Genomic DNA, 11,957 nt, shown 5'->3' with positions numbered 1-11,957 from the left:
TAACACTCCCTATTCGTTTTTAAATAAAATTAGGCTCGTGGGCGTTTTATATTACGCCAATTAATATTACCCGCTAATAGCATTTCTCTAAGTGAAAGCAACCTAGGTGCGCAGCGTTTTGAAAATTGCCACTGATGCCCGCAACACGCCGCTGTTAAACTCATTTTACTGGGTTTTACCAACTGCGTATTTGCTTGCTCTAGGCCCTTGCCAAAAAAATCAAACCAGCCTAGTTCATTACAGTGCAGTTTATTGTCGCTTACTTGATCTATGCTGTCTATTCTTAGCCTCACTTGGTCATGGCTATTTATTAACACCGGCACTATTAGCCCCACTTGGGCATATTTTTTATAAAAAAGTTCATTTGCCTGAGCGTTAACCTCTGGCGGTGTTGGCTTTTGTTTTTCAAGCCAAGAGCCATTTTGTGAGTCGAGCGTAAACGGCGAACTCCCATTGGCAACCAAAGTGGCCGCCCGTTCTATATAATAAGGTAAGCTTTTTAATTGGCGGCGTAGTTTATCGGCATTAGGCTCAGCAACTAAGCGCTGTACCTCTCGCTGATAAAACGCATTGCACAATTGTGCATACAGCACTTTTTGCGCATCACTTTGCCATATTTCTTGCTGCTGAGCTGCAAGTGGCTGACTCTTCGCTACCAATAGTTATACTCAAAAAACAATTAGGTAGCTGTTTTATAGCACAATAGCGGCTATTTTTTAAGCGTACTAGGCAATTTAAGCGCTTGGCTTTTCACCTAATTTAGCAATGCCGCTTTCTAAAAATTGCACCACGGTATTACGCTTTTTACCAATTAATAAACTGCCATCAGCTAAAAACATAAAGTTTTGCCAATTACGTTTAAATACATCAAAGGTGGTTTCTATAACGTTATCGCGTGCCATACAAAAATAAACAGTGGTATTAGCCTGCCAATCTAAATGATCCAAAATAGCTTGCGGTAAGCTTTCGTCGCCATTTTCCCACGCATCTTCCCAATTTACTTCATCGCTAAAGCTTTCTTCTTTACCGCACCAATCAGTTTTATCAAAAAAATCGGGGTGGTCGAACTCGCGGCTCACCATAGTGCTCCAAAGCACCGCAGCACGTTCGCTGGTCATTGGCTTAATACGCGCAGCGTCTTCTTCAGATACAGGGAGGTCTTTATGGCGAAAAACCCAGGCTTTTTTGTGATCATCGAGCGAAATATAATTCATAGTGTTGGTGTATTCTTTGGCATAATAAAAAGCAAACGCAATTATACAAGAGATCAAAACATGACTACAGCAATAAAACCGCTTTCCCTCAAACCAGGCATATATCAACACTATAAAGGCCCACAATACAAAGTATTTTACGTAGCAACACACAGTGAAACCGACGAGCAACTTGTTATATACCAAGCCCTGTATGGCGAGTACGGCATGTGGGCACGTCCACTAAGTATGTTTTTAGAAACCGTTGAAAAAGATGGACACACTATTCCACGCTTTGCCTACCTTGGAGCTGCAGATTAACTATGGCATTATAATCACATACAACACTGATCAGACCAGGCAAGGGGAACCCGTGCAATTTAATTCTACCGACAACTACATCGCTAGCAGCTCGCTTAAACAGGCTGTAAATGCCGCTATTATGCTTGAAAAACCCTTATTAATTAAAGGTGAGCCAGGTACAGGTAAAACCATGCTTGCGGAAGAGCTTGCTAAAAGCTTAGATACCGAGCTTATTCAGTGGCACATTAAATCAACCACCAAAGCACAACAGGGCTTGTACGAATACGACGCGGTATCGCGCCTACGCGACAGCCAATTAGGCGATGAGCGCGTACATAACATTGGCAACTACATTGTTAAAGGTAAACTGTGGCAAGCGTTTAACTACGCTGAACTTAACGGCAAACGGCCAGTGCTTTTAATCGACGAAATAGACAAAGCCGACATCGAGTTCCCGAACGACTTACTACTAGAGCTTGATAAAATGGAGTTTCATGTTTACGAAACTAACGAGCGCATTGTAGCGAAAGAACGCCCTATTGTGATCATCACGTCAAACAACGAAAAAGAACTACCAGATGCCTTTTTACGCCGCTGTTTTTTTCACTATATTGATTTTCCAAGCAGCGAAGAAATGCAGCAAATCGTTGATGTGCACTACCCTAACGTTAAACAAGATTTAGTTCGCCAAGCACTCGAAGTATTTTTTAACTTACGTGAAGCCAACGGTCTTAAAAAGAAACCTTCCACCAGCGAATTACTGGATTGGTTAAAGCTTTTAATGGCAGAAGATATAGACGCTAAAACACTGCACGATAAAGCCCAAAAAGGCGGCTTAATGCCGATGTTTGGCGCACTGCTTAAAAATGAGCAAGACATAAGCCTCATCGAAAAACTTGCCTTTATGAGTCGTGGGGCCTGTTGACCTTTCAGGATTAAAATTTGTTCTAACTAAGGACGATTTAATCGTGGCGCGAGGTTTGTAACCTAGTGGGCTAAGTAAAAGCCGAGCAACAAAGAGTTAATCGTCCCTAGGACGAACCCTCGGGCAGCGCGTGTTTGGTATTTATGCTGTGTTATCGCCTATTTATGGGGAATAACCACACTACATAGGCTCTGCCTTACCTAAATACCAAACACACTGCTGCAAATTTAACCTCGAAAGATAAACAGGCCCAAACATGTTAGTACAGTTTTTTTTCACGCTGCGCAAATACCGCTTACCAGTAAGCCTGCGCGAGCTACTCGATTTAATAAACGCCTTAAAAAAAGGCGTTATATTTGCCGATGTAGATGGCTTTTACCATTTAGCCCGCACCATAATGGTAAAAGACGAAACCCATTTTGACCGGTTCGACAAAGCGTTCAGCGACTACTTTAGCGGTATTGCCGACCTTGATTTGCTCGAAAGTTTAAAACAACAGCACAACTTACCTAAAGACTGGTTGCGCAAAGAGTTTGAAAAACACCTAAGCGATGAAGAAAAAGCCCAGCTAAAAGCCATGGGTGGGCTCGACGAGCTAATGAAAACCCTAAAAGAGCGTTTAGAAGAGCAACAAAAACGCCACGCAGGCGGCAATAAATGGGTGGGCACTGGTGGTACATCACCTTTTGGTGCATACGGCTATAACCCAGAAGGCGTGCGTATAGGGCAAGACGGTAACCGTAATCGCCAAGCGGTAAAAGTGTGGGATAAGCGCGAATACCGCAATTTAGACTCTGATCGCGAAATTGGCTCTCGTACTATTAAACTCGCCCTTAAAAAATTACGTAAATTTGCCCGCACAGGCGCAAGTGACACCCTTGATTTAAACGAGACCATTCGCGCTACCGCCAAACAAGGCGGCATGCTGGATGTAAAAATGGCACCCGAGCGCCACAATGCCGTTAAAGTATTAATGCTGTTTGATATTGGCGGCTCAATGGATGACTACATTCATACCTGCGAAGAGCTATTTAGCGCAGCCCACAGCGAGTTTAAACATTTAGAGTTTTACTACTTTCATAACTGTTTATACGAGCACGTTTGGCAAGACAATACGCGTCGCCATTCAAACATCATCGACACCATGACACTGATTAATAAATTTACCAGTGATTACAAAGTTATATTTGTAGGTGATGCCACTATGGGCCCTTACGAAATAGCCTACCCCGGCGGCTCAGTAGAGCACTACAATGAAGAGCCCGGCAGTACATGGTTGCAACGTATAACAAACCACTTTGATAAAGTCGCCTGGCTCAACCCACAACCCGTTGAACACTGGCCTTACTATCAATCAATTGATTTTATTAAGCAGCTGATGGATAACAGAATGTACCCGCTGAGTTTAGATGGAATAAGTAACGCGATAAAAGAGCTGAGTTAGAATGTTAATTTACGAAGGCTCAAAACTAATAGCTAATCCTCCAGGCGTGAACCTATAACTTTGTTGGGTGGCGCCTTTGGCTTAACCAACCTACCTTTGACGTAGGTCGGATAAGTGGCGAAGCCACGCCATCCGACGATAATGATGAATTAACTAGAAACAACCCGACTTACTGCGCTAAATATGAGCTGTTGAAATTTCAAGCAAGGAAAGGCTAAATAATGATACCTACCCTTATCCTATAAATTATTATTTGCACTCTTCTATATAAGGTTATAATATAAACATATAACCAAAAGGAATATGGTTATAACAAAAAGGCCTAAGCGATTATAAATCAACTTAGGCTTTCTTTAGGTATTGACCATTTGTAAATTGCTAATGCCATACCCTTTTGCGTGAGAACTAAAGGTTAGCATTAGCACGGTAAAATGGTCAATTAATTTAAACCATTTGACCGAGAGGTGCATCATGCAAATCACGATTAAAATTAGTGAGAAGTTTTTAGCTGATTTAGTAAGGTTAGTTACTTCAGTTTCTCCAATCTTGTTAATCATCAATAACTTTATGTGACAATTAATTAACTGATAAAAAGAAAGGATTCTTTTTATACTTCTACATTATACCTTGTAGCTCAACTGCGCTTTATTCATTTTAAAACATAATAAAAATCGTATTACAGAGTCAAAGCCCTACAATTCAGCTATATGATTCAATGTTTCAGGATGTCGCTGCACAAGCTTTAACAAGGTAATTGCTTGCCCATTCGGTGCACTACGCCCTTGCTCCCAGTTTTCGAGTGTTCTTGCTGATGTATGTAGAATGTTTGCAAATACACCGCGCGACATATTAAATGTTTCTCGAATATTTACTATTTCATCGGGTGAAATAGCAAGATCGTTAATATCATTTACCGCATGAGTACGTAACGTAAGCTTTCCTTGTGAATGCGCTTTAGCATCATCAAGTGCTGTCGTTAATTCTGAAAATAAATCACGTTTGCTCATTGCGCCATACCTCTAAGAATTCTTTTAATTGCTTTTTCTGATCTGCTGTTAAATCGGTTACTTCGTTTTTACTGTAAATAGTGAGTAGATAAAAACGTCTTTTGTCGTCCAAGTAATAATATATAACTCTTGAACCGCCACGCTTACCTTTTCCTTTGCTCGCAACTCGAACTTTACGTAAGCCGCCTGTTCCTTGAATCACATCGCCCTGTTTTGGGTTAACCATGAGGTCTGCTTGAAATAAACGATATTCGTCATCACTCAAGTACAGCTCTCGGTACTTTTCAAATATGCTTGATTCAACAAATAGGCTTTTCATACATAGAAGTATACGCAGATAGCGTACAAATTCAATTAAAGATTTTAAATGGGCGGCAGCTGGTATCTTTTGCTTTAGCTAAAGCACTTTACTCATAAACAAGCTATACGGATCTAGCTGATAATCACCGAACGGCTCGCACTCTTTAAAACCAAATTGAGTGTAAAGCTTTTGTGCGGGCAAAAATGCCTCTGCTGTTCCAGTCTCTAAGCTTAACTTTTTATAACCTCGCTGTGTTGCTTGCTCAATAATATGCGTGAGTAACTTAGCGGCTATACCTTGGCGTAAATAACTGCTTGAGGTGCGCATTGATTTAATTTCGCCATGCGTTGTATTTAGCATTTTTAATGCGCCAACACCCGCCAAATTATTATCAATCCATAAGCTATAAAAGATTATATTGGGCTGAGTGAGTTTAGTTACATCCAGTGCATGTACGCTCTCAACAGGTGAGTGTTTTAGCATATCGTTATGATGCGCTTGTAGTAACTTTATAATGTGTGGGTTTGAAAGCTCGTCTGTTCTAATATCCATTTACACCCCATTTAATCCTTGAATTTAATGCTTAGGGCTTTAATTAAAACCCTAAAGTAAATAGCTATTTTTAAGCTGCTAGCTTCCACACCACAAACGCAACAGCAAAACCAACCAAGTACACTAAGCCTAACCAGGTTAAGCTGCGCAATAGTACGCTGTGTTTAATGGCAGGCTCTGAGCGCACTAGGCTAAAGTTAAGCCATGCAAAAACGGGGGTAGTGACAAAAGCAAGTGTCATGGCAAAGGTAAGCATGGGGCCAAGGGCCGATTTAAAAAATAAAATCACTGCCATACCGGCAAAGGCCTGCAGTACTAACCAAATATTTAAACTGTGTTTAGATTGCTTAAAACCAAGTAATTTATGTGACTCGTTAAGTGTACGGGCGTAGCCATCAAGCACGGTGAGTGTAGTGCCAAACATACATAAAAAAGCAATGGCTGATACAAGCGGCCTTGCCCACTCGCCAATAGTCAGTGCATACATATCAATAAGCTGTTTAGCAAAGGCAACACCGCCAAGCTCAATACTGCTGCTTTGCCCGTATTGCACCAGCACACCTAAGCTAAAAAATACCAATGCTAAACAGGCTGTTAGCCAATAGCCTACGTTAAAATCGAATAAGCCTTGGCTTTTAGTAACCGTTTGCTGAGTTTGTTTTTCTTTAAGCCATAGCGAACTAAGGGCTGAAATTTCAATGGGTGCTGGCATCCAGCCCATTAACGCGACCATAAAACTCAGCATAGCCAGCTCGTACGGAGACGGGCCAACATAATCAGCTGGCGCCATTGGGCCGTTACTAAACGCGATAACCAGTGCAATAACAGTAGCAAGCGTTAATAGTCCCATAATGCCTTTAGCAACGCTGTCGAGCGCTTTAAAGTGCCCAAGTAATAAAATAGCTAAACACACACCGAGCAATATCCAACACAGTAGCGTAACTTCTATCACTATTGGCAGTGCATAATGCAGCAAGCTTGCAGTCAGTAATAACACCCCTGCAGTATTAACTATGGCGGCCAGTATATTTAAGCCAATAAAACTATAAAAATAGACAGGGCCTTTATTTTTATAACCTTCTACTAAACTGTTTTTGGTTGCTAGGGTGTATTCCATACCAAAGCGAAAAAACGGGTACTTTAATACGTTAACAACGAGAATTAGCCAAAACAGTTGCCAGCCAAATAGCGCGCCAGCTTGAGTAGATGCAACTAAGTGAGAGCCGCCTATTGCTGCGGTTGCCATTAAGATACCAGGGCCTAGTGCGCCCAATCGAGATTTCCAAGAGGTGTGTGTTTGCTGCATTAATTTCTCAAATTATGTGTGTTATTCGCTCTGGTTATTAATTTTCATAATTAATAACACCGAAGGCTGCATAACTTACCTAAATTAAAGGCAATAAAAAAGAGCCGTAAGGCTCTTTTTTATAGTACTTTGGGACTAAATCTTATTTTAGTTCCATCTCTTGGATGATTTCGTGCGCTATTTCTGGCGTTGTGCTTACAGGCTTTTCGTGTAAATTTGCTTTTATTTGCCCTTTTCGATGTTTTAGTGCTGCATCGAGTTTTTTAGCTGCGCTTGCAATCGCCGGGTACATAACTTCGTTTTCCCCTTTTACCGATATACGCGCACCTTCGTAATTTGTGCTAATTTCTGCTTGGATTTTGTGATGCTCTTTAGACAATATAATGTCGAGTGCGATAAGTGATGGAAAGTGGCTCTCGATTTTTGAAAACTTTTCGTTGATATGCTCTCTAATAGAGTTAGTAACGTCTACATGGTGACCAGAAAGATTAATTTTCATAGGGTATCCTTTTATTTGTTACCTCATAAATAGTATTGGGGGCTATTTAGATTAACACAAGGAAAAAGCACTGATTTTTGAAATTAAATTGTTACTTAAACTGATTTAAATTATAAGTTGTGCAAAGTTTATGCAAAGCCCATAAAATATGGGCTTTCAGACGTCTAGCCTTTAGCGTTTAGTCTGTGTACGAACAGCAATAGTCAGCAAAATCACTCACTTTTACTTTAAAGCTAACATTGGCATCAACGTTAAATGATTCGCCCGCGATAAATGTTTTCCACTGCGTTTCGCCAGGTAATAAAATGTCCCACTGGCCGCCTAACAGCTCCATTAATTCTTTTTTACTGGTATCAAATACAAATTCGCCTGGTTGCATAAAACCTAGCGTTTTGGTTGTGCCATCGTTAAATACCACGGTACGGCTTGATACTTTACCGTCAAAATACACGTTCGCTTTTTTAATTACGCTTACATTTTCAAACTGAGACATCCTCACTCCTGTTGTATTATTTTATTTAATCGGCCACCACCTTGCCTGATAGGTCATAGCCTTGCAAGAAAAGCGCTGTGAAAATTACTCATCTGAAATTAAAGCTCAAAAGGCTTTAAGCTAAAAAAGTACTACGTATTACAAGCAGTGTGATTCAAGTACCTTAAAGCTACTACGCCGCTTTATAACTCAGTCAGCAAACAAAAAAGCCCGCCCTGTTTTACACAGGGCGGGCTTTTAAATATTATAGCTAACGGTTAAAACAACTCGTTTGCTTTATTTACAATGTTCTCTACTGTAAAGCCAAAGTACTCAAACAGCTCACCAGCAGGTGCCGACTCACCAAAGGTAGTCATACCTACTACTGCACCGTTTAGGCCAACGTACTTGTACCAGTAATCAGCAATACCAGCTTCTACTGCTACGCGGCGTGTAACGGCTGCCGGTAGTACGCTTTCTTTGTACTGTGCGCTTTGCTCTTCAAATACATCAGTACATGGCATAGATACAACACGTACCTTTTTACCTTGGCTGCGTAGCTCTGTTGCAGAGTCTTGTGCTAGCTGCACCTCAGAACCTGTAGCAATAATAATTAGCTCTGGCTCGCCGTCACAGCTAAGGATGTAACCACCCTTTTTAACATCTGCTAATTGCTGAGCGTCACGCGCTTGTTGCTCAAGGCCTTGGCGAGTAAAGATAAGTGATGTAGGACCGTCTTTACGCTCAATAGCTTGTTGCCATGCTATTGCCGACTCAACTTGGTCACACGGGCGCCAGTTGTATAAGTTTGGCGTTAAACGCATGCTCGCAATTTGCTCTACCGGTTGGTGAGTTGGACCGTCTTCACCTAGGCCGATTGAATCGTGCGTGTATACAAAAATGCTTGGTTGCTTCATTAGCGCAGCCATACGTACCGCATTTTTTGCGTATTCAACAAACATTAAGAACGTTGCACCGTAAGGAATAAAGCCTTTATGAAGGGCAATACCATTCATAATTGCCGACATACCAAACTCACGTACACCGTAGTAAACGTAGTTACCGCTTGCATCGTCTGCAGTTAACCCTTTAGAGCCATCCCAAATTGTTAAGTTTGAGCCAGCTAAATCGGCTGAGCCACCCATGAATTCTGGTAATAACGGGCCAAATGCATTTAATGCATTTTGTGACGCTTTACGAGATGCTGGATTTGCAGGGTTTGCTTGTAGTTGCTCTATGTACGCTTGAGATTTTTCAGCCCAATCGTCTGGAAGTTCGTTATTAATACGGCGCTTATATTCAGCTGCAAGCTCTGGGTATGCCTTTGCGTATGCTGCAAATTTTTCGTCCCAGCTAGATTCAAGCTGTTGACCTTTTTCTTTGCTATCCCACTGTGCGTAAATATCATCAGGGATTTCAAATGCACCGCCAGACCAGCCTAAAAATTCGCGAGACGCTGTAATTTCGTCATCACCTAATGGCGCGCCGTGACAATCGTGGCTACCAGATTTGTTAGGTGAACCGTAACCAATCACTGTTTTACAACAAATTAGTGATGGTTTGTCAGTAACACTTTGAGCCTCTGCTATTGCAGCACTAACAGCATCGCTGTCGTGGCCATCAACGTCACTTATTACATGCCAGCCGTACGCTTTAAAGCGTGCTGGTGTATCGTCGCTAAACCAACCTTCAACTTCACCATCGATTGAAATACCGTTGTCATCCCAAAAAGCCACTAACTTGCCAAGACCTAATGTGCCAGCAAGTGAACATGCTTCATGAGAAATACCTTCCATTAAACAACCGTCACCCATAAATGCATATGTGTAGTGATCAACAATGTCGTGGCCTTCACGGTTAAATTGTGCAGCAAGCGCTTTTTCAGCAATCGCCATACCTACCGCGTTTGTGATCCCCTGACCTAGCGGGCCCGTAGTAGTTTCAATTCCCGGTGCATAACCGTACTCAGGGTGGCCTGGCGTTTTAGAATGCATTTGACGGAAGTTTTTAATTTCATCAAGTGGTAAGTCGTAACCAGTTAGGTGCAATAGAGAATAGATAAGCATTGAACCGTGGCCATTTGAAAGAATAAATCTGTCACGGTCAGCCCACTCTGGATTAGTTGGATTATGCTTTAGATAATCGCGCCATAATACTTCTGCGATATCGGCCATGCCCATTGGGGCTCCAGGGTGGCCAGATTTGGCCTTTTGTACTGCGTCCATTGACAAGACGCGAATAGCATTTGCAAGTTCTTTGCGAGATGGCATGAATTCTCCTACCTTTATGTGTATTTGCGCGGGTACTTATGTGTTCGTTAATACCCTTAAGTAACTTAAGAGCTGTTATAGCAACCATTCTTACTTAATGTGGGTGCAGTGTGCAATTAAAAACCCCATAAAAATGGGCTATTATGAATATTTTTTAAGACCAAAAAGTTATTACTCATTTTATTTAGACGTCTAGGCGTAAAAACACTATGCAAGGTGTTTTGTTTTAGATAAAATACGCCCCTTAATTTTTTAGCGCTAATACCGACGTTTGTGAAGCGCAATATTTGTGAGCAGAAATACAATGGCAAAACATTTATTTACTTCTGAATCTGTTTCTGAAGGTCATCCGGATAAAATCGCCGATCAAATCTCTGATGCGGTACTTGATGCTATCCTAGAGCAAGACTCTCATGCCCGTGTTGCGTGCGAAACTTACGTAAAAACCGGTATGGTTATGGTTGGTGGTGAAATTACCACTAGCGCATGGGTTGATATTGAAGAAATTACACGTAAAACAGTACGTGAAATTGGCTACACGCATTCAGACATGGGTTTCGATGCAGACTCGTGTGCAATTTTAAACACAATTGGTAAGCAGTCTCCTGATATTAACCAAGGTGTTGACCGTACTAGCCCAGAAGAACAAGGTGCTGGCGACCAAGGCTTAATGTTTGGTTATGCATGTAACGAAACAGAAGTACTAATGCCTGCGCCAATTACTTACTCACACCGTTTAGTACAGCGCCAAGCGCAAGTACGTAAAAGCGGCGAGCTTAACTGGTTACGCCCAGATGCAAAATCTCAAGTAACTTTTGCATACGAAAACGGCAAGCCAGTAGGTATTGATGCAGTTGTACTTTCTACTCAGCACGCTGAAGAAATTTCGCAAAATGACTTAGTAGAAGCCGTGATGGAAACCATCATTAAGCCGGTACTTCCTGCAGAGCTTATTACAAGCGCGACTAAATTTTTCATTAACCCAACGGGTCGTTTTGTAATTGGCGGACCTATGGGCGACTGTGGTTTAACGGGTCGTAAAATCATCGTAGATACATACGGTGGTATGGCACGTCACGGTGGTGGTGCTTTCTCAGGTAAAGATCCATCAAAAGTTGACCGCTCAGCTGCATACGCTGCACGTTACGTAGCTAAAAACGTAGTGGCTGCAGGCCTTGCTGATAAGTGTGAGCTACAAGTATCTTACGCAATTGGTGTAGCCGAGCCTACCTCTATCAGCGTTGAAACCTTTGGTACGAGCAAGCTTGAAGAAGGTCGTTTAATTGAGCTTATTCGTGAGCACTTTGACCTACGCCCTTACGGCTTAATTCAAATGCTTGATTTAGAGCGCCCTATCTACCAACCAACAGCGGCATACGGTCACTTTGGACGTGACGAATTCCCATGGGAACGTACAGATAAAGCAGACGCACTTCGCGCAGCTGCTGGCCTTTAAGCCAAAATGCATTAAATAATAAACGGCCCTTTTAAGGGCCGTTTTTATATCTAAAGCAAAGACTAATTATGCGCTTTATATCAATTGCATTAATTTAGTTGTTTATCATAGCACCCAAAAAATAGTGCAATAACAAAGGAATTTACGGCGTACAGTTATTTTATATAAATAATTTTAACGCAGTCAGTGCGCTATTTAATACGCTAAACTAATCGTGTTTTGAATTAAA

13 protein-coding genes are annotated in these 11,957 nt (G+C 41.6%); 4 read left to right on the top strand and 9 right to left on the bottom strand.

Annotation, left to right across the window (positions count from 1 at the left end):
• Window positions 1–29: 29 nt before the first annotated feature.
• Together PSH41_RS02310 and PSH41_RS02305 are read right to left on the bottom strand one after the other, a co-directional pair.
• Window positions 30–659, bottom strand: coding sequence for a hypothetical protein (locus PSH41_RS02310; RefSeq protein WP_096739193.1), 630 nt, complete (start codon window positions 657–659; stop codon window positions 30–32).
• Between the two features lie 75 nt (window positions 660–734).
• The gene (locus PSH41_RS02305) at window positions 735–1,214 is read right to left on the bottom strand and encodes a DUF2947 domain-containing protein (protein ID WP_024033120.1); all 480 of its coding nucleotides are present in this window, start codon (window positions 1,212–1,214) and stop codon (window positions 735–737) included.
• Between the two features lie 60 nt (window positions 1,215–1,274).
• On the opposite strand from PSH41_RS02305, the gene PSH41_RS02300 reads away from it, so the two are divergent.
• The 3 genes from PSH41_RS02300 (at window position 1,275) to PSH41_RS02290 (ending at window position 3,865) form a co-directional block, all read left to right on the top strand.
• Complete coding sequence (locus tag PSH41_RS02300; RefSeq protein WP_029774266.1) at window positions 1,275–1,514, top strand: DUF1653 domain-containing protein; 240 nt, start codon at window positions 1,275–1,277, stop codon at window positions 1,512–1,514.
• A gap of 52 nt (window positions 1,515–1,566) precedes the next feature.
• Window positions 1,567–2,421 carry an AAA family ATPase gene (locus PSH41_RS02295; RefSeq protein WP_273588777.1) on the top strand — a complete coding sequence of 285 codons (855 nt, stop codon included), beginning with the start codon at window positions 1,567–1,569 and terminating at the stop codon, window positions 2,419–2,421.
• A gap of 256 nt (window positions 2,422–2,677) precedes the next feature.
• Entirely contained in the window at window positions 2,678–3,865 is a 1,188-nt protein-coding gene (locus PSH41_RS02290) for a vWA domain-containing protein (protein ID WP_273588775.1), read from the top strand.
• A gap of 692 nt (window positions 3,866–4,557) precedes the next feature.
• Here PSH41_RS02290 and PSH41_RS02285 read toward each other — a convergent pair.
• The 7 genes from PSH41_RS02285 to tkt all read right to left on the bottom strand — a co-directional run bounded on the left by PSH41_RS02285 (window position 4,558) and on the right by tkt (window position 10,272).
• Entirely contained in the window at window positions 4,558–4,872 is a 315-nt protein-coding gene (locus tag PSH41_RS02285) for a helix-turn-helix domain-containing protein (protein WP_004586175.1), read from the bottom strand.
• Window positions 4,859–5,191: a type II toxin-antitoxin system RelE/ParE family toxin gene (locus PSH41_RS02280; protein WP_054982728.1), complete on the bottom strand. Its 333-nt coding sequence runs from the start codon at window positions 5,189–5,191 to the stop codon at window positions 4,859–4,861. The genes PSH41_RS02285 and PSH41_RS02280 overlap by 14 nt, the downstream gene beginning before the upstream one ends.
• Before the next feature lie 78 nt (window positions 5,192–5,269).
• Complete coding sequence (locus PSH41_RS02275) at window positions 5,270–5,725, bottom strand: GNAT family N-acetyltransferase (protein ID WP_273588771.1); 456 nt, start codon at window positions 5,723–5,725, stop codon at window positions 5,270–5,272.
• A 70-nt stretch (window positions 5,726–5,795) separates the two neighbouring features.
• Window positions 5,796–7,031, bottom strand: a complete 1,236-nt coding sequence (locus tag PSH41_RS02270; protein WP_054982730.1) for an NRAMP family divalent metal transporter — start codon at window positions 7,029–7,031, stop codon at window positions 5,796–5,798.
• Between the two features lie 142 nt (window positions 7,032–7,173).
• The gene (hpf, locus tag PSH41_RS02265) at window positions 7,174–7,530 is read right to left on the bottom strand and encodes a ribosome hibernation-promoting factor, HPF/YfiA family (RefSeq protein ID WP_024033129.1); all 357 of its coding nucleotides are present in this window, start codon (window positions 7,528–7,530) and stop codon (window positions 7,174–7,176) included.
• Window positions 7,531–7,708: 178 nt separating this feature from the next.
• Window positions 7,709–8,023, bottom strand: coding sequence for a pyrimidine/purine nucleoside phosphorylase (gene ppnP, locus PSH41_RS02260; RefSeq protein WP_024033130.1), 315 nt, complete (start codon window positions 8,021–8,023; stop codon window positions 7,709–7,711).
• Between the two features lie 257 nt (window positions 8,024–8,280).
• The gene (gene tkt / locus PSH41_RS02255) at window positions 8,281–10,272 is read right to left on the bottom strand and encodes a transketolase (protein ID WP_273588769.1); all 1,992 of its coding nucleotides are present in this window, start codon (window positions 10,270–10,272) and stop codon (window positions 8,281–8,283) included.
• A gap of 304 nt (window positions 10,273–10,576) precedes the next feature.
• Here tkt and metK point away from each other — a divergent pair, with 304 nt between their 5' ends.
• Window positions 10,577–11,728, top strand: a complete 1,152-nt coding sequence (metK, locus tag PSH41_RS02250) for a methionine adenosyltransferase (RefSeq protein ID WP_004586168.1) — start codon at window positions 10,577–10,579, stop codon at window positions 11,726–11,728.
• The last annotated feature ends 229 nt before the right edge of the window (window positions 11,729–11,957 follow it).

The sequence above is a fragment of the Pseudoalteromonas sp. CST2 genome (assembly GCF_028599385.1).
Lineage (GTDB): Bacteria > Pseudomonadota > Gammaproteobacteria > Enterobacterales > Alteromonadaceae > Pseudoalteromonas > Pseudoalteromonas atlantica.
Note: the sequence above shows the minus strand (reverse complement) of the source record. Positions and strands in the feature narration are given on the sequence as shown.

Coding starts and splice junctions, on each gene's coding strand:
- PSH41_RS02300 (WP_029774266.1), top strand. CDS start 1,275: ATGACTACAGCAATAAAACCGCTTTCCCTCAAACCAGGCATATATCAA.
- PSH41_RS02270 (WP_054982730.1), bottom strand. CDS start 7,031: ATGCAGCAAACACACACCTCTTGGAAATCTCGATTGGGCGCACTAGGC.
- PSH41_RS02290 (WP_273588775.1), top strand. CDS start 2,678: ATGTTAGTACAGTTTTTTTTCACGCTGCGCAAATACCGCTTACCAGTA.
- hpf (WP_024033129.1), bottom strand. CDS start 7,530: ATGAAAATTAATCTTTCTGGTCACCATGTAGACGTTACTAACTCTATT.
- PSH41_RS02280 (WP_054982728.1), bottom strand. CDS start 5,191: ATGAAAAGCCTATTTGTTGAATCAAGCATATTTGAAAAGTACCGAGAG.
- tkt (WP_273588769.1), bottom strand. CDS start 10,272: ATGCCATCTCGCAAAGAACTTGCAAATGCTATTCGCGTCTTGTCAATG.
- PSH41_RS02275 (WP_273588771.1), bottom strand. CDS start 5,725: ATGGATATTAGAACAGACGAGCTTTCAAACCCACACATTATAAAGTTA.
- metK (WP_004586168.1), top strand. CDS start 10,577: ATGGCAAAACATTTATTTACTTCTGAATCTGTTTCTGAAGGTCATCCG.
- PSH41_RS02285 (WP_004586175.1), bottom strand. CDS start 4,872: ATGAGCAAACGTGATTTATTTTCAGAATTAACGACAGCACTTGATGAT.
- ppnP (WP_024033130.1), bottom strand. CDS start 8,023: ATGTCTCAGTTTGAAAATGTAAGCGTAATTAAAAAAGCGAACGTGTAT.
- PSH41_RS02305 (WP_024033120.1), bottom strand. CDS start 1,214: ATGAATTATATTTCGCTCGATGATCACAAAAAAGCCTGGGTTTTTCGC.